Annotated in this window: 15 protein-coding genes and 4 tRNA genes; 6 read left to right on the top strand and 13 right to left on the bottom strand. The window is 59.9% G+C overall.

The window, feature by feature from the left end:
* Positions 1-53: 53 nt before the first annotated feature.
* From clpX to tig, 3 genes are all read right to left on the bottom strand, one after another.
* A complete protein-coding gene (gene clpX, locus K7B09_RS07405; RefSeq protein ID WP_223628401.1) occupies positions 54-1337 on the bottom strand; it encodes an ATP-dependent Clp protease ATP-binding subunit ClpX in 1284 nt (427 codons plus the stop codon).
* A gap of 129 nt (positions 1338-1466) precedes the next feature.
* Positions 1467-2090, bottom strand: a complete 624-nt coding sequence (gene clpP, locus K7B09_RS07400) for an ATP-dependent Clp endopeptidase proteolytic subunit ClpP (RefSeq protein ID WP_223628397.1) — start codon at positions 2088-2090, stop codon at positions 1467-1469.
* Positions 2091-2182: 92 nt separating this feature from the next.
* Positions 2183-3475, bottom strand: a complete 1293-nt coding sequence (gene tig / locus K7B09_RS07395; protein ID WP_223628395.1) for a trigger factor — start codon at positions 3473-3475, stop codon at positions 2183-2185.
* Positions 3476-3724: 249 nt separating this feature from the next.
* On the opposite strand from tig, the gene K7B09_RS07390 reads away from it, so the two are divergent.
* The 4 genes from K7B09_RS07390 to K7B09_RS07375 all read left to right on the top strand — a co-directional run bounded on the left by K7B09_RS07390 (position 3725) and on the right by K7B09_RS07375 (position 4163).
* Positions 3725-3801, top strand: a tRNA-Pro gene (locus tag K7B09_RS07390).
* Between the two features lie 34 nt (positions 3802-3835).
* A tRNA-Arg gene (locus K7B09_RS07385) sits at positions 3836-3912 on the top strand.
* A 28-nt stretch (positions 3913-3940) separates the two neighbouring features.
* Positions 3941-4017 (top strand) — tRNA-His (locus K7B09_RS07380).
* A gap of 70 nt (positions 4018-4087) precedes the next feature.
* A tRNA-Lys gene (locus K7B09_RS07375) sits at positions 4088-4163 on the top strand.
* Between the two features lie 103 nt (positions 4164-4266).
* Here K7B09_RS07375 and truD read toward each other — a convergent pair.
* From truD to K7B09_RS07335, 8 genes are all read right to left on the bottom strand, one after another.
* Positions 4267-5301 carry a tRNA pseudouridine(13) synthase TruD gene (gene truD, locus K7B09_RS07370; protein WP_223628393.1) on the bottom strand — a complete coding sequence of 345 codons (1035 nt, stop codon included), beginning with the start codon at positions 5299-5301 and terminating at the stop codon, positions 4267-4269.
* The gene (ispF, locus tag K7B09_RS07365; RefSeq protein WP_223628391.1) at positions 5301-5780 is read right to left on the bottom strand and encodes a 2-C-methyl-D-erythritol 2,4-cyclodiphosphate synthase; all 480 of its coding nucleotides are present in this window, start codon (positions 5778-5780) and stop codon (positions 5301-5303) included. Before ispF ends, truD begins: the two co-directional genes overlap by 1 nt.
* Positions 5777-6463, bottom strand: coding sequence for a 2-C-methyl-D-erythritol 4-phosphate cytidylyltransferase (gene ispD / locus K7B09_RS07360; RefSeq protein ID WP_223628388.1), 687 nt, complete (start codon positions 6461-6463; stop codon positions 5777-5779). Before ispD ends, ispF begins: the two co-directional genes overlap by 4 nt.
* Positions 6460-6915, bottom strand: coding sequence for a cell division protein FtsB (ftsB, locus tag K7B09_RS07355; RefSeq protein ID WP_374349471.1), 456 nt, complete (start codon positions 6913-6915; stop codon positions 6460-6462). Before ftsB ends, ispD begins: the two co-directional genes overlap by 4 nt.
* 12 nt (positions 6916-6927) lie before the next feature.
* The gene (gene eno, locus K7B09_RS07350) at positions 6928-8220 is read right to left on the bottom strand and encodes a phosphopyruvate hydratase (RefSeq protein WP_223628386.1); all 1293 of its coding nucleotides are present in this window, start codon (positions 8218-8220) and stop codon (positions 6928-6930) included.
* A gap of 31 nt (positions 8221-8251) precedes the next feature.
* Positions 8252-9085, bottom strand: coding sequence for a 3-deoxy-8-phosphooctulonate synthase (kdsA, locus tag K7B09_RS07345; protein ID WP_223628384.1), 834 nt, complete (start codon positions 9083-9085; stop codon positions 8252-8254).
* Positions 9086-9093: 8 nt separating this feature from the next.
* Entirely contained in the window at positions 9094-10755 is a 1662-nt protein-coding gene (pyrG, locus tag K7B09_RS07340; protein WP_223628382.1) for a CTP synthase, read from the bottom strand.
* A gap of 86 nt (positions 10756-10841) precedes the next feature.
* The gene (locus K7B09_RS07335; protein ID WP_223628381.1) at positions 10842-11858 is read right to left on the bottom strand and encodes a glucokinase; all 1017 of its coding nucleotides are present in this window, start codon (positions 11856-11858) and stop codon (positions 10842-10844) included.
* A gap of 148 nt (positions 11859-12006) precedes the next feature.
* On the opposite strand from K7B09_RS07335, the gene parE reads away from it, so the two are divergent.
* Together parE and K7B09_RS07325 are read left to right on the top strand one after the other, a co-directional pair.
* Positions 12007-13896 carry a DNA topoisomerase IV subunit B gene (parE, locus tag K7B09_RS07330; RefSeq protein ID WP_223628377.1) on the top strand — a complete coding sequence of 630 codons (1890 nt, stop codon included), beginning with the start codon at positions 12007-12009 and terminating at the stop codon, positions 13894-13896.
* Positions 13897-14062: 166 nt separating this feature from the next.
* A complete protein-coding gene (locus K7B09_RS07325) occupies positions 14063-16015 on the top strand; it encodes an alpha/beta hydrolase family protein (RefSeq protein ID WP_223628375.1) in 1953 nt (650 codons plus the stop codon).
* A gap of 95 nt (positions 16016-16110) precedes the next feature.
* Here K7B09_RS07325 and K7B09_RS07320 read toward each other — a convergent pair whose 3' ends face one another.
* Both K7B09_RS07320 and K7B09_RS07315 read right to left on the bottom strand, forming a co-directional pair.
* A complete protein-coding gene (locus tag K7B09_RS07320; protein ID WP_223628372.1) occupies positions 16111-16284 on the bottom strand; it encodes a hypothetical protein in 174 nt (57 codons plus the stop codon).
* Positions 16285-16358: 74 nt separating this feature from the next.
* Positions 16359-17630 carry an NAD(P)/FAD-dependent oxidoreductase gene (locus K7B09_RS07315; RefSeq protein WP_223628370.1) on the bottom strand — a complete coding sequence of 424 codons (1272 nt, stop codon included), beginning with the start codon at positions 17628-17630 and terminating at the stop codon, positions 16359-16361.
* Positions 17631-17663: the final 33 nt, after the last annotated feature.

Genomic DNA, 17663 nt, shown 5'->3' with positions numbered 1-17663 from the left:
AAAAAACAAACAAGCCGCCCGAAGGCGGCTTGCGGGAGCCACCGGCAGGCAACTCAATCGGCAGCTGCCACCTTGGCCGGGGCACTTTGGTAGATCAGATATGGCTCGGACTTGTGCTCGATCACGGATTCATCCACCACCACCTTGCTGACGTTTTCCAGCGAGGGCAGGTCATACATGGTGTCCAACAATACTGATTCGACGATGGTGCGCAGGCCACGTGCACCGGTCTTGCGCTTGATTGCTTTTTTGGCAATCGCAGCCAGCGCGTCGGGACGGATTTCCAGCTCCACGCCCTCCATGTCAAACAATTTCTTGAACTGCTTGGTGATGGCATTTTTGGGCTCGGTCAAAATCTTGATCAGCGCCGCTTCGTCCAGCTCCTCCAGCGTTGCTACCACCGGCAAGCGGCCGACAAATTCCGGAATCAAGCCATACTTGATCAAGTCTTCCGGTTCCACTTGCGACAACACCTGGCCGATATCTGCCTTGCGTTCGGCACTCTTGACCTTGGCGCCAAAGCCAATCCCGCCAGATTCGCTGGAACGTTGCTGAATCACCTTGTCCAACCCGGCAAACGCGCCACCCACAATGAACAGGATATTGCGGGTATCGACTTGCAAGAACTCCTGCTGCGGATGCTTGCGGCCACCCTGCGGCGGCACGCTGGCCAAGGTGCCTTCGATCAGCTTGAGCAGCGCCTGCTGTACGCCCTCACCAGAGACATCGCGGGTGATCGACGGGTTTTCGCTCTTGCGCGAAATCTTGTCGATTTCATCGATGTACACAATGCCCTGCTGCGCTTTTTCGACATCGTAATCGCATTTTTGCAGCAGCTTCTGAATGATGTTTTCCACGTCCTCACCGACGTAACCGGCTTCGGTCAGGGTGGTGGCATCGGCCATGGTAAACGGCACATTGAGCATGCGTGCCAACGTTTCCGCCAGCAGCGTCTTGCCCGAGCCGGTGGGGCCCACCAGCAGGATATTGGATTTTGCCAGCTCGATGTCGTCCGACTTCTGTCGACTCTCGATGCGCTTGTAGTGGTTGTACACCGCCACCGCCAGCGTTTTTTTCGCACGCTGCTGGCCAATCACGTATTGATCGAGTACTTCGAGAATCTCGCGCGGCTTGGGCAGCGAACTGCGGCTGGACTGCGCCTTTTCCTCAAGCTCCTCGCGGATGATGTCGTTGCACAACTCCACGCATTCATCGCAGATGAACACACTGGGCCCTGCGATCAGCTTGCGTACCTCGTGCTGACTCTTTCCACAGAAGGAGCAGTACAGGATCTTGCTGTTGTCGCCGGTGTTGCGTCCCTGACGGTCTTCGCTCATTCGCCACTCACTTGCCGCGCATCCGCGCTTTCGGCCCGAGAATACCATATGCACCCGCCGGGCCTGACAGGCCGGTGCATCCCTGATTTATCGCCGGCGCAATCCAGTATCGGGGCTGCGCAGGCTGGTTCAATTGGCTTGAATCGACTCGTCCGGACGCCGCACCAGCACTTCATCTACCAAGCCGTATTCACGCGCAGCCTGGGCACTCTTGAAGTTGTCACGGTCGGTATCGCGGGCAATAGTTTCGATCGGCTGGCCAGTGTGGCGCGCCAAAATCTCATTCAAGCGTTCGCGCATCGTCAAGATTTCACGTGCCTGGATGTCGATATCAGTGGCTTGGCCCTGTGCACCGCCCAGCGGCTGGTGAATCATCACGCGCGAATTGGGTAGCGCATAGCGCTTGCCCGAAGCACCCGCTGCCAGCAACACCGCACCCATCGAGCAGGCTTGCCCCACGCAAATGGTGCTCACGTCCGGCTTGATGTATTGCATGGTGTCGTAGATCGCCATGCCCGCAGTGACGATCCCGCCAGGCGAGTTGATGTACAGACTGATGTCTTTCTCGGGGTTTTCCGCCTCGAGGAACAACATCTGTGCCAACACCACATTGGCCACGTGATCGTCGATACCGCCCACCAGGAAAATCACGCGCTCCTTCAACAGGCGCGAGTAGATGTCGTAGGCGCGCTCACCGCGGCTGGTCTGTTCGACCACCATCGGCACCAAATTGAGGGCTTTGATCGGATCCATGGGTACTCGCTGCGAAAGACGTGTGTTGCGGGATGACTGTCGACTACCTTGCCAGACCGCCGCCGAAGCGGCGAGTTCCGGCAGTCGCAGGCTTACGAGTTAAGTGCGTCCTGGAAGCTCAGCGCTTGCTCGGTATGCTGAGCACGCTCCGCAATCCAGTCGATGACCTGTTCTTCCATAACGCGGTTCTGCAAGCCCTGCATCAACTGTTGGTCATTGCGATACAGCGCGATCACCTGTTCCGGCTGCTCGTAGGTCGATGCAATCAGGCGCATGGTCTCATTCAGGCGCTCGGGCTCCAGACGCAGATCATTGCGGCGGGCAACCTCACCCACCAACAGGCCGACCAATACGCGCTTGCGCGCAGCCTCCTGGAACGCGGACGGATCGGCATTCAATTGCTGACCTTGGCGGCGCGCTTGTTCGGCGGCATTGGCTTGCAGCGCATTGGCTTCGTTTTCAACCAGACGCGGCGGCAATTCCACATCCTTGTAAGCGGCAACCAATTGGTCACCCACTTCGCGGCGCAAGCGGTTCATCAGCGCACCCTTGAGTTCACGCTCCAGGTTGCTGCGAATGTCTGCCTTGAATTGTTCGATGTCACCGCTCTTGACACCGAAGCTGCGAATGAAAGCGGCATCAATGTCAGGCAACGCCTGCTCAAACACTTCACCCAGTTTGAAGGTGGATGTCAACGTTTTGCCGGCAAATTGCACGGCGTGCCAGTCTGCCGGCAGGGTCACATCCAGCGTTTTTTCTTCACCCGCCTGCATTCCAACCAGTGCGGTTTCAACCTCCGGATACATCGCCGCAGTGCCCAGCACGGTACTGGTCTTTTCCACGCCTTCCGCAGGCATACGGGCGCCGTCGAGGATGCTGTAGGTTTCCACATTGACCAGATCGCCGGCCTTGGCAGCGCGCTCGACCTTGCTCCAGCTGCCGCGCTGCTGACGCAGGTTTTCCAGCATGCGATCGATATCGGCATCAGTCACTTCCGCTGTATGCCGAACCACTTCCAGCTTGGTCATGTCGAGGTCGCCAAATTCCGGCACCAGCTCGACCGCAGCCACATACTTCAGCTCACCTTCGGCAGCATCTTCTCCCGGCGTCACTTGTGGCAGACCGGCCACGCGCAATTCGTTTTCGCGCACGGCTTGATCCAGCCCCTGGCGCAACAGGCCATCCACGATTTCGGCGCGCACCTGGCCGCCATAACGCTGCTCAACCACCTTGGTCGGCACCTTGCCTGGGCGAAAGCCCTTGATGCGCACGTTGTGCGCGATTTCGCGCAGGCGGCTGCCGATTTGCGCTTCGACGTCGCCTGCGGGCAGGCTGAGGATGACGCGGCGCTCGAGGTTGCCGGTGGATTCGACCGAGACTTGCATGATGCGATGACTCCTGGGCGGGCATGTCACAGCCCGGTTGCGGGTACGAAGGGTTGGACGGGCGCAGCATGGCCGCGCGGAACGTACTAGTTTCGCCGATTTTGCCCGTTCGCGCCACCTGTCTGATGGAATGGCGTTGACATGCGACGCCTAGCGCTGGACAATGCCGGGCCTTTCGTAGCGCTGGCGTGCCACGACAGGGAACAGGAAGCATCCACCAAGTGTCTTCGAAATGTTCGGTTCCATCGTCGGGGTATAGCGCAGTCTGGTAGCGCGCCTGCTTTGGGAGCAGGATGTCGGGGGTTCGAATCCCTCTACCCCGACCATTTCGGTACCGTACGATGCACCACTCCGGATCGGGCGCCCGTAGCTCAACCGGATAGAGCACCGGCCTTCTAAGCCGGTGGTTGCAGGTTCGATTCCTGCCGGGCGCGCCATTGTTGTGAAGGTTTGAGGTTTTTTGTGGTGGCTGTAGCTCAGTTGGTTAGAGTCCTGGATTGTGATTCCAGTTGTCGGGGGTTCGAGTCCCCTCAGCCACCCCACTTCTTCGCTTGTTGTTGCATTGCAGCGCTTGCAAGAATTGGATTGTTTGCTACAATTTCGCTTCTTTCGGGGCCGTTAGCTCAGTTGGTAGAGCAGTTGACTCTTAATCAATAGGTCCAAGGTTCGAATCCTTGACGGCCCACCAATCCCGAAACGCCCGGCCTTACCGCCGGGCGTTTTCTTTCGCGCCACATCAAAGATTCGAACCAAGGTTCACCCGTTATGCGAGCGGCTTTTCGTGCTTCGCATCAGGTCACTGCGGAGTGAATATCCCGGATGTCGCCCAGCTCACGCAGCAGCGTCGTGGCATAGCAGCCCGGCGGCAGGGCAAAACGCAGCTCCAATGCGCCGTCACCGTGCCATGCCCATGCCAGTTCTACCGGCCGCAGGCGCAAGTTGCGGCGTTCTTGCTGCAGCTCGGCACGCTCCAGGCCGCGCTGCAATCTTGATGCGGTATCGCCTGCCAGTGCAGCCAATTCAAACGCGCGTGCGGGCCCACTCGTGCGCAATTGGCCTGCGCCCCACAACGGGCCGGTGGGATGAATATCGAATGCCTGCAGCCGTGCCTGCAACTCGGGCGTGAGGGCTTCCGGCCCGAACACGCTACGGCTGCCGTCCAGCATCCACACTTCGCCGTCAAGCGCAGCATTCCAGGTGCCCGCCGCAACCCGCGCCGACAACACGCGGTTGAACAATTCAGCACGTGCTGCCGACAACAGCAGACTGCGCTCTTCGCGCTTGACCCTGCGCCCGGCAAACATCGCCACCGCCTGCTGTACGTTGTCGCCTTTGCGGCCAAAGCGCTGTTCGCCGAAATAGTTGGGCACGCCGTGTGCGGCAATCGCCTGCAAGCGCTGTTCAATCGCCACACGTTCGCCCTCCAACTCACGCAGCACCAACACGAAGCGGTTGCCCGCCAGTGCGCCACGCGGCAGCTTGCGCAAATGCCATGCGTGTTCCAGCACACGCAAATCGTCGCTTTGCAATAAGCCGATATCGGGTGCGATCTTTTTCGGAATCCACACCGAAAACCGCTGCCGGGTGACGGCATGGCGATCCTTCAGGCCCGCATAGCCAATTGCGGATTCGGCAACGCCGGCCCACTGCGCAATCCTTTTGGCGGCGAACGCGGTGTTCATGCCGCGTTTTTCGATGCTGATGAGCAGATGCTCACCCGCACCACTGGGCTCGAACCCCGGCAATTCTTCCACGAAGAAATCTGCATCCGTGCTGCGAATATGCGCACCCAGTACCGCAGCGCCGTGAGCGCAAGGCAGCTCCATCACGGCCGCTCCAACAAACACACCGCCTGCGCGGCGATGCCCTCGCTACGCCCGGTGAAGCCCAAGGTTTCGGTGGTGGTGGCTTTCACGCTCACCGCGTCCACCGCAATCCCAAGATCGCAGGCAATGCACGCGCGCATCGCCTGCGCATGCGGGCCCACTTTGGGTCGCTCGCAAATCACGGTGATATCGCAATTGCCTACCTGCCAGCCACGCCCGCGAATCAGCGCGGTGCAGTGACGCAAGAAACTGCGGCTGTCTGCATCTTTCCAGCGCGCATCCGTGGGCGGGAAGTGCATGCCGATATCGCCTAGCGCCAACGCGCCCAGCATGGCATCGCACAACGCGTGCAGCACCACGTCGCCATCGGAATGCGCCCGCAAGCCATGCGTATGTGCGATGCGCACACCACCCAGCATGATGTGATCACCACTGCCGAAGGCATGGACGTCAAACCCTTGACCAATGCGCATGCTCATGCCGCCCTCGCCAACAAAAATTCCACCAACGCCAAATCCGCCGGGGTGGTGACTTTGAGATTATCTTCGCGGCCTTCCACCAGTACCGGATGCAGGCCCAACCGCTCTACCGCCATCGCCTCGTCCGTCACCGTCACCCCTGCGGCCTGCGCCGCCTGCAGTGCGCGTTGCAACAGGTCACGGCGAAACGCTTGTGGCGTCAGTGCGCGCCACAGGCCGGCGCGTGGCACGGTGGCTTCGATGCGGTGATCGGCATCTGAAGCCTTCAAGGTATCGCGCACCGGCGCGGCCAAAATCGCACCATCTCGCTGCGCGTTGGCAGCGGCAATCAATGTCGATAAATCACAGCCGCGCACATTGGGGCGTGCGGCATCGTGCACCAATAGCAAAGCATCGTGCGCCACGTTTTCTGGCAGCGCATACAGCGCCGCCAGCACCGAATCGGCGCGCTCAAGGCCGCCCACACAGGTCACCACCGGCTTGCCGTGCAGGGTTGTCCAACCCGGCCAATGCGGGTCGTCCGCTGCCAACGCCACTACCGCGCCATCCATCTGCGGGTGCGCAAGCAATGCCTCCAGCGCGTGCCCAATCAACGGTTTGCCCGCCGCATGCAGATATTGCTTGGGCACATCGCCACCGAAGCGGCGGCCGCTACCGGCAGCCGGTACCAACGCCCAGATCATGGCGTAACGTCATCCGGGTCGGCTACTGGCTCATCGACGGCGGCATCGGCAGGCGCCGGTGCAGCCGTTGTTTGCGGCGTTCCAGGTTGCGCAACAGGTAGCTTTTCTGGAGTTGCCACAGGCGCAGGTGCAAGTGCTGGCTCCGCAGCTCGCGGTGGCGCAGATTGCACCGCCGCGTGGTCGATCACGCGGTAAAAGGTCTCGCCAGGCTTGACCAGACCCAGCTCACTACGCGCACGCTCCTCCACTGCTTCGCCACCACTTTTGAGGTCAGCCACTTCCGCTGCAAGCGCGTCATTGCGCGCTTGCAGCTTGCCGTTCTCGGATTGCTGGGCCAGCACTTGTGCATTCAACGCCACCACATCGGCCTGCCCGCCGTGGCCGTACCACAGCTTGTATTGCAATGCGGCCAGCAGCAACGCCAGCGCGAGCAACACACCCAGCAGTCGCATCCAGGGGCTCCGTCAGCGCTCGATCGACACGAAGGCATCGCGCCCGGCGTAGCGTGCCGCGCTGCCCAACTGCTGCTGGATGCGCAGCAATTGGTTGTACTTGGCCACGCGGTCGCTGCGACACAGCGAGCCGGTCTTGATCTGGGTGGCGGTGGTGGCCACCGCGATATCGGCAATCGTGGTGTCTTCGGTTTCACCCGAGCGATGCGAGATGATCGCCGCGTACTTGGCCGCATCGGCCATCGCGATGGCTTCCAGCGTTTCACTGAGCGTACCGATTTGGTTGACCTTGATCAGAATGGCATTGGCCACACCACGACTGATGCCGTCGCGGAAGATGCGTGGATTGGTGACGAACACATCATCGCCCACCAATTGCACCTTGCCGGCCAAGCGATCGGTGAGCTGCTTCCAACCGTCCCAATCGTCTTCGCCCATGCCGTCTTCAATGGTGATGATGGGGTACTGCGCGCACCAATGCGCCAGGAAGTCCACGAACTGTTCGGAGCTGAGCCGCTTGCCTTCGCCAGTGAGATTGTATTTGCCATTTTCGTAAAACTCGGTGGCCGCACAATCCAACCCCAGCATCACGTCTTCGCCAGCCTTGTAGCCGGCCTTGCCGATCGCTTCAAGGATCACTTCCAACGCCTCTTCATTGCTGCGCAGATCGGGGGCGAAACCGCCCTCGTCGCCCACCGCAGTGGACAGGCCGCGCCCCTTCAGCACCGACTTCAGCGCATGGAAAATTTCGGTCCCACTACGCAGCGCTTCGGAGAACGAATCAAAGCCGACCGGCAGCACCATGAACTCCTGCAGGTCGACGTTGTTGTCGGCATGCGCGCCACCATTGATGATGTTCATCATCGGCACCGGCAACACCGGGGTTGCGCCAGTCAGGCTGGCAAGGTATTGCCACAGTGCCAGCTTTTTCGATGCGGCCACCGCATGCGCCGCCGCCATCGAAACGCCCAACAAGGCATTGGCACCCAAGCGGCCTTTGTTGTCGGTGCCATCCAGATCAATCAGACGTTTGTCCAGACCGGCCTGATCGGCCGCATCAAATCCGCGCAGGGTGTCGGCAATCGTGCCATTGACGTGGCCCACCGCTTTCAACACACCCTTGCCCAGATAGCGGGTTTTATCGCCATCGCGCAGTTCCACCGCCTCCTTGCTGCCGGTGGATGCGCCCGACGGTACCGCGGCGCGGCCAAACGAGCCATCGCTCAGTGCGACCTCCGCTTCCAAGGTGGGGTTGCCGCGGCTATCCAGAATTTCGCGGGCGTGGATGTGGGTAATCGTGGTCATCGTGTGGGCGTCGCTGAGTAGTCGTAGGGGATTACAGGGAGTGTTCCAGAAAACCGCTGCGTTTGGTAATCGCATCGAGTTCCAGCAAGGTGGTCAGCAAGGCTTCCATCTTGCCCAATGGCCACGCATTGGGGCCGTCGGACAACGCCTTGCTGGGATCCGGATGGGTTTCCATGAAGATACCGGCCACGCCTGCCGCAATCGCAGCGCGCGCCAGCACCGGCACGAATTCGCGCTGACCACCGCTGGTGCTGCCCTGCCCGCCCGGCAATTGCACCGAGTGAGTAGCATCAAACACCACCGGGCAACCGGTCTGGCGCATCACGCTCAGCGAGCGCATGTCGCTGACCAGATTGTTGTAGCCAAAACTGGCACCGCGCTCGCACACCATGATCTGCTGGTTGCCGGTGGACTTGGCCTTCTCCACCACCGGGGCCATGTCCCACGGCGACAAGAATTGGCCTTTCTTGATGTTGACCGGCTTGCCGGTGGCGCAAACTTTGGTGATGAAGTCGGTCTGCCTCACTAAAAAGGCAGGTGTTTGCAGCACATCCACCACCGAGGCGACTTCGTCCATCGGCGTGTATTCGTGGACGTCGGTCAGCACCGGCACGCCGATCTGACGTTTGACTTCCGCCAACACACGCAGGCCTTCTTCCATGCCGGGGCCGCGGAAACTCGATATCGATGTGCGATTGGCTTTGTCGAAACTCGACTTGAAGATGAAGTGGATGCCAAGCCGGCCGGTGATTTCCTTCAATTGCCCGGCCACATCCAATTGCAGCTGTTCGCTTTCCACCACGCAGGGTCCGGCAATCAGGAACAACGGGTGTTCCAAGCCCACATCAAAGCCGCAAAGTTTCATCGATGCACTCACTTCTGGTTGCTCGCCTTGCGCTCACGCGCGGCCTTGATGAACCCCACAAACAGCGGATGCCCGCTGCGCGGGGTGGATAAAAATTCAGGGTGCGCTTGGCAGGCCAGGAACCACGGATGCGCGGTTTGTGGCATTTCGATCATCTCCACCAACAAGTCATCCATCGACTTGGCCGAGATCACCATGCCCGCGGCTTCCAACTGCTCACGATAGCCGTTATTGAATTCGTAGCGATGGCGGTGCCGTTCACCCACCACATCCTTGCCGTACAACGCATGCGCCAGCGTCCCCGGCTTGACGCGCTGTTCTTGCAAGCCAAGACGCATGGTGCCGCCCAAGTCGGAGCCCTCATCGCGGCGTTCGATATCACCGCTTTGCGTGCGCCATTCGGTGATCAGACCAATGACGGGGTGCTTGGCTTGCTTGTCATTTTCGGTGCTGTTGGCACCCTCCAACCCAGCCAAATGGCGGGCCACATCCACCACTGCCGCCTGCATGCCATAACAGATGCCAAAGTACGGCAGTCCGGTTTCCCGCGCATATTTCGAGGTCAACACCTTGCCTTCGAAACCGCGATCGCCAAACCCGCCGGGCACCAGTACGCCATCCACGCCGGCCAGCACCTGCGCCGCGCCTTCGCGCTCCACGTCTTCGGCTTCCAGCCACTTCAGCGTCACCTTGGTGCGCTGGCGAATGCCGCCGTGCTTGAGCGCTTCGCCCACCGATTTATAGGCGTCCTGGTGATCCACATATTTGCCGACCACGGCAATAGTGACGGCATCGTCCGGGTGGCTGGCGGCATCGACCACCGCATCCCATTCGGACAGGTCCGCCTCGCGCGCAGACAAATGCAGCTGATCCACCACGATCTGATCCAGCGCCTGCGCATGGAACCAGCGTGGAATCTTGTGGATGTTGTCCAGATCAATGGCCGAGATCACCGCTTTTTCCGGCACATTGGTGAACAGCGCGATCTTGCGGCGCTCGCCCTCGGGCAGCGGCTGTTCGCTACGGCAAATCAGCACGTCCGGCTGAATGCCAATACTGCGCAATTCCTTCACCGAATGCTGGGTGGGCTTGGTTTTGAGTTCGCCGGCGGCAGCAATGTAGGGCACCAAGGTCAGGTGCATGAACATCGCCTTGTCAGCACCGCGCTCGGTACGCAATTGGCGGATGGCTTCCAAAAACGGCAGCGATTCGATATCGCCCACAGTGCCGCCAATTTCGACGATGCCCACATCAAATCCATCGGTGGCGGCATCAATACAGGTCTTGATTTGATCCGTCACATGCGGGATCACCTGCACGGTGCCGCCCAGATAATCACCGCGCCGCTCCTTGCGGATCACCGCCTCGTAGATTTTCCCGGTGGTGATCGAGTTCAGGCCCGACAGCCGCGTGTTGACGAAGCGCTCGTAGTGGCCCAGATCAAGGTCGGTTTCCGCGCCATCGTCGGTGACATACACCTCGCCATGCTGGAACGGGCTCATGGTGCCCGGATCCACGTTCAGATACGGGTCAAGCTTCATCATGGTGACGCGCAAACCACGCGCCTCAAGAATGGCGGCAAGCGAGGCAGCGGCAATACCCTTGCCAAGCGAAGACACCACGCCCCCGGTAACAAAGAGCAAGGGCGTATGGGAATTGGGGGTTGTCATGTGAGCAGCGCGGCGCTGGAAACCCGTATTCTAGCGATTTCTGGCGGCAAGTTGCCTTTTTGTGGCCGCAGCAGCCCCCAAATTCTTCAAGCGTGCGTGCGCGCGACGTACCACGCCGCTGCGCCAATCAAGCCCAATTGGCCGTGTTCCAGCGTGTACACCGGCACCTCACGCAAGGTGTCGGACAGCACCCCCTTGTCGATAAAGCGCTGCATGAAGCCGCCCTGCCGCAGGTAGTGCTGCAAATGCCCCGTCAATCCGCCCGCCAGACACACCGAACGGGCGCGGAAGGTAATCGCCAGATCGCCGGCAAAACTACCAAACCAACGGCAGAACAACGCCACGCATTCGGCCGCCAGCACATCGCTGCCGGCATCGGCGGCATCCACCAGATCGGCCGGCATGCGCCAGCGCGGCTGGATATCGCGCAGCTCGCACAGGACTTGATACAGATTGATCAGCCCGGGCCCGGAAAACACGCGCTCGCTGGCCACATGACCAAAGCGCGCCTGCAGCAGGCGCACCACATCCAACTCAAACGGGGTGTTGCCCGCCAACTGCGCGTGCCCGGCCTCGCTCGGCTGCACCCCAATGCGTCCGCCCTGATCCACCACTAGCGCCGCGCCAAGGCCCGTTCCCGGCCCCAGCAACAGTGCCGGCAGTGACAGCCCGCTGTCATCGCCCTTGCCGAGCACCTCCAGCTGTGACAACGGTACCTGTGGCAGTGCCCAGGCCAGTGCTTCGAAATCATTGATCAGGTGCAACTGCGCGATCCCGGCGGCCTGCCTGGTTTCGGCCAGCGACACCTGCCACGGCAGGTTGCTATTGAGCAGCACATCGCCTTGCAGTACGCCGGCAATGGCCACCACACAGGTATCCGGAAACTCCGCGCCAGCGGCGTCGGCAAGCGCCTGCCGAAAGGTGCACAAGATCTCCGCCAGCCCGGAAAACTCGGCACAGGCATAGCGCTGATGGAAACCCAGGGTGATGGTCTGGCCATCCACCTGCACCAGCCCGATCCGCGCATAGGTGCCGCCCACATCGGCGGCAAGCAACGGCAACGTGGCCGCGTGCGTTGTGCCGCGCCCTTCAACATCCCCCACAAAACCCCCTCGAACAGCTGGCCAATTCACCCTGTGCGCCTATTGTAGGGCTTGCCGGGCGTGAACCGACCGCACCGCATGTGCAAATCGCGCCGCAAGACCGCACACTTGCACGCCCAAGCAAGACCCGTAGGATTTGTTTTCGCCAATGAATACCCGCTACAACGCCGCCGATATCGAAGTTCTCTCCGGTCTGGATCCGGTCAAGCGCCGCCCCGGCATGTACACCGATACCACCCGTCCCAATCATCTTGCACAAGAGGTGATCGACAACGCGGTGGACGAAGCGCTGGCCGGCCATGCCAAAGCCATCAGCATCACCCTGTTTGCCGATGGCAGTTGCGAGGTCAGCGATGACGGCCGCGGCATGCCGGTGGATATTCATCCCGAAGAAAAAATTCCCGGCATTGAGCTCATCCTCACCCGGCTGCATGCCGGCGGCAAATTCAACAACAAGAACTACACCTTCAGTGGTGGCCTGCACGGCGTGGGCGTCAGCGTGGTCAATGCGCTGTCGTGCAAGGTGGATGTATTCATCAAGCGCGACGGCAACGAATACCACATGGGCTTTGCCAATGGGGATCGTGTCTCCGCATTATCGGTAGCTGGCAGCGTCGGCAAGAAGAACACCGGCACCCGCCTGCGTTTTTGGCCGGATGCCAAGTATTTCGACACACCCAAATTCAACCTGCGCGCGCTGAAACACCTGTTGCGCGCCAAAGCCGTGCTGTGCCCCGGCCTTACCGTGAGCTTTTGGGATGAGGCCAGCGGCGAGCGCGCACAGTGGTATTACGAAGATGGCCTGCGCGATTATTTGAAAGGTGAACTCACCGATCGCGACTTGCTACCGCCGGAGCTATTCGTTGGCAGCCTGAAAAAAGACACCGAAGTGGTGGACTGGGCGGTGGCGTGGCTGGCCGAAGGCGAGCTGGTGCAAGAAAGCTATGTCAATCTGATCCCCACCGCCCAGCACGGCACCCATGTCAACGGCCTGCGCAGCGGGTTTACCGACGCGCTACGTGAGTTTTGCGATTTTCGCAATCTGCTGCCGCGCGGGGTGAAACTTGCGCCGGAAGATGTGTGGGACCGGGTGGCGTTTGTACTCTCGTTGAAGATGACCGATCCGCAGTTTTCCGGGCAAACCAAAGAGCGCCTATCCTCACGGCAAGCGGCCGGCTTTGTGGAAAGTGCGGCGCACGATGCATTTTCGCTGTGGCTCAATACCAACACCGAGTTCGGCGAAAAAATCGCGCAATTGGCCATCGACCGCGCCAGCGCAAGGCTTAAAACCGAAAAACAAATCGTCCGCAAAAAAGTGACGCAAGGCCCGGCCCTGCCCGGCAAGCTGGCCGACTGCATTTCGCAAGACCTCTCGCGCACCGAACTTTTTTTGGTGGAAGGCGATTCAGCCGGCGGCAGCGCACGGCAAGCTCGCGATAAAGACTTTCAGGCCATCTTGCCGCTGCGCGGCAAAATCCTGAACACCTGGGAAGTGGCTTCCGGACAAGTGCTGGGCTCGCAGGAAGTGCATGATCTTGCGGTCGCCATCGGCTGCGACCCCGGCAAGGACGACATCGACGGCCTGCGCTACGGCAAGATCGTGATCCTGGCCGATGCCGACTCCGACGGCCTGCACATCGCCACGTTGTTGAGCGCTCTTTTCCTGCGCCACTTCCCGGCACTGGTGCGCGCCGGTCATGTGTTCGTGGCGATGCCGCCTTTATTCCGTGTCGATGTGGGCAAGCAAGTGTTCTACGCACTGGACGAAGAAGAAAAACGCCTGCTGCTGGAAAAAATCCAGCGCGAAAAACTCAAAGGCCAAGTCAACGTCACGCGCTTCAAAGGCCTGGGTGAAATGAACCCGCTGCAATTGCGCGAATCCACCATGCACATCGACACCCGCCGCCTCGTACAACTCACCGTGGATGACGACAGCGCCACCCGCGCACTGATGGACATGCTGCTGGCAAAAAAACGCGCACCCGATCGCAAGACATGGCTGGAACAGAAGGGCGATTTGGCGACACTGGAGGTATGAAGCCACTCCGGCACACCCACAATCAACGATTCGTGATTGGCCGCTGATGACAATCCGATGGATTACCTCAATCCGGGATGCCCTATTGCATCTTTCCGCCACGAAACCGTTAAAATCGACCCTGCCGTGCTGGGGAGCAACGGCCATCACATGGACAGGAAACCACATGAGAAAACAATACCATGCGCGGCATATGCTCGCGTCACTCTTGCTGTTTTCCGCTACGGTGGCAACAGCACAGACACCCAGTGCCGAAGATTTCGCAAAACGACCCGATGCCTGGGAGTTGTCCCTTTCTCCTTCCGGCCAATACGTGGCAATGGCGGTACCAACTGCGGATGGAATGGAAACCCGACTGGAAATCTTCAACATCCAAAGCGGAAAATCGCAAATCCTTCGCTTCGGCCCACAACAGCATGTCTCTGACATTACCTGGACCGCAGACGACCAACTGGTTGTTGCCCGCGCAGAAATGGAACCATTAAAAGCCCGCCCAAGCACACAAGGCGAGCTCTATACCACCGACGTAAAGGGCAAGAACCAAGACGTGCTGTTCGGCTACGTCCCGGAGCACGAAGGCAAGCGTGGCAAGCGCAATGACCACGGTTGGTCTGTACTTGCCAAGGTCCTCCCTAACGAGCCCGGCATGGCGCTGGTGAATTTCCTGTGTTGGGATTGCGGTACCGAACCCAATACCGTGATCTTCAAAGTCGACACCCGCACAGGTGCACGCAAAGAAGTCGAACGCACTAGCGGCCGGGCGTATTACCAGTTTGACGAAACCGGTGAGGCGCGACTTCGCACCACTTGGGACGATAACGATGAACCCGTTCAGTACTACCGTCGCAACAAGGGTGCAGATTGGGCACCGCTGCCGAAATCGATTGCCGGCCGTCAGATATACAGCGTCCGTTTCGCCGCCGACAACAACACTGCGTACGCCCTGATCACCGACAAACTGGAGCCCGCACAGGCTTACCGGGTCGACATCCAATCAGGCACGCGCACCAAGCTGGCGAGTAATCCCGACGTTGCGGTCAGCGGCTTCATGTACGGCGGGCTGGAAGGATTGCCATTTGCTGTCACCTTTGACGCACGCTCACCGTCGATCCAGTACATCGACCCCGAATCGGAATGGGCAAAACTGCATGCTGGCTTGATGAAATCCTTCCCCGGCGAAATGCTGTCATTCAACAGCTTCAGTCGCGACGGCAACAAAGTGCTGTTCTCGGTGTGGTCGGATCGCGATCCCGGCAGCTACTACACCTTCGACCGCGCCACCGGCAAGGCACAGAAATTGGTCGATTATCGGCCTTGGCTCAAGCCTGAAACGATGGCAAAAGCCCGCCCCATCACGTTCGTCAACCGCGGTGGCCAGAATATCTTCGGCCTCTATACCGCGATGGGCACAGGCCCGAAGCCGATGGTTGTCATGGCACACGGTGGCCCATTCGGCATTTATGATACATGGGGCTTCGATGACGAAGTCCAGTTCCTCGCCAGTCACGGCTACGCGGTATTGCAAGTGAACTATCGTGGCTCGGGTGGCCGCGGCGAGGAGTTTGAGCAGGCCGGTTGGAAAGGATGGGGTACGACGATCCAGGATGACATCACCGACGGCGTCCGCTGGGCTATCGATCAAAAGCTGGCAGAGCCCAACCGCATTTGCACCTTTGGTGCCAGCTTTGGCGGCTATACCGCACTATTCCAGCCAATCCTCAATCCAGGCATGTACAAATGCGCAATCGGCTATGTCGGCGTGTACGACCTGCCACTGATGCGCAAGACTGACAAAAACATGGGACAGTCAAAACGCACCGCCCGTTTTTTTGATCGCACACTGGGAACTGACATGGATGCCCTTGCGAAGGTATCACCGGTGCAACGTGTGGCTGAGATCAATGTTCCCGTGATGCTGGTACATGGCGGCGATGACCACACTGCCGATCTGAATCAATATAAAGCAATGACCGCAGCACTGAAGGATGCCGGCAAGCCAGTCGAGACATTTCTGGCACCCGGTGAAGGGCATGGCTTCTACAAGCCTGAAAATCGAGCCGAGTTGTTCCGCCGCATGGATGCATTCCTGAAGAAACATATCGGATCAAACGCAAAATAATCCTGCGCTGCATCAAACAACCGAAGGCGGCGCAGGCCGCCTTCGGTTGTTGTGAGCGACTTGATCCTAGAGCCGCGAATAACTCCGGCCTGACGTCACAACGCCGCCCTGACCGCAGCGATCAGGGTATGCATCTTGTCCGGGAACGCCATATTCAGCAGCCACCAGATGAAATAGGCACCCAACAACGCTGCGGCCAGGCCCAGCAGTTGTTGTAAGACACTGTATTTCCGTCGACTTGCAGGGAGCATCGATTTGCCTCCGGTCATCCATCGTCACATACGGTGCCAGCAATTTAAGCTGATTGGGCGACCAACCTGCTGCCGGACGCCACCGGGCGTACTCAGGTAAACCGCGCCGGGTCGAACGGCGCAGGGTTCACGCAGGGTGTGCGACCGGCAATCATATCGGCCAATAGCTGTCCGGTGCTGGCACTCATGCTGACGCCCATCATGCCGTGGCCAACCGCCATCCACAGATGGGCATGCCCCGGGGCGCGCCCAATCAGCGGAATGTCATCACGGCTCATCGGCCGCCAGCCACACCATTGTTCGCGTACTTCTGGCCCCACGGGATGCTGCAGGAACTGCGCAGCCCCGCGCTCCAATGCACCCAGACGCTGTGCATTGAGGCGGTCGTCGTAGCCGCTGAACTCCATCGTGCTGCCAAGTCGATAACCACTTGGCCACGCGGTCACGCATACGGAGGGTTCATACAGAATCACCGGGCGCTTCGGTGTCAACTCAGGCGAGCTATAGGTGATCGAATACCCCTTGCCTGGCTGAATGGTCTTGCGCAACCAAGGCAGCCCCACGGCATTGGCAATACGCGGCGCCCACGCACCGGTGGCCAATACCACGTCGCGTGCACGCAGCCGGCCCTGTGCGGTATTCGCCACAACGCCCTGCACACCGGATTCCAGCGAAAGCAAGGCGCATTGTTCAAGGATGCGGCCACCGCGTTCGCGCACTACCCGCGCAAGTTCCGCAACGTAACGGTCGGGGCGCAGAGCGGCATCACCACGAAAACACAATGCGCCAGCCAGACCAGGCTTGAAGGCGGGGTCGCGGGCCTCATAATCGCGCCCCTCCACCACTTCGACATCCACACCCAGCTCACGCAGCATTGGCACGTCGCCCAACTCCCGATCCATGTCGCGCCGGGTTCTGAACACGTAATCTTCACCGGTTTCTGCAAATTCGCAGTCCAGCTGATAGCGTGTCACCCACTGCTGGATGCGCTGCCGTGAGTCTGCCAGCAACGTGTACTTTGCACGCGCACTGGCCTCGTAATCGCGATGATTGCAGCGCAACGCAAACCCCAGCATCCAGCGCAGCGTGTCTGGATTCAGCGTGGGCTTGATGTATAGCGGCGCATCCGGCGTGAACATCCAACGTGCGGCACGCTGCAATGTGCTGGGCCCCGCCAGTGGCGGTGCATGACTGGGCGTGAGGGTGCCGCAATTGCCGTGCGATGCCCCCTTCCCGATCAAGCCCTGATCAATGATGGTCACCTCGCGACCGTCATCCAACAAGGCCAAGGCGGTCGCCAAGCCGGTAACACCGGCACCGATCACCAAACAGTCGATGGTAGTTTCAGGCTTGGCAGCATTCACGATGCACAGGACTCGCTAAATGATGTAACGCAA

This window comes from Thermomonas beijingensis, assembly GCF_020034655.1.
Lineage (GTDB): Bacteria > Pseudomonadota > Gammaproteobacteria > Xanthomonadales > Xanthomonadaceae > Thermomonas > Thermomonas beijingensis.
The sequence above is the reverse complement of the archived record's forward strand: the minus strand, read 5'-3'. Positions and strand labels throughout refer to the sequence as shown.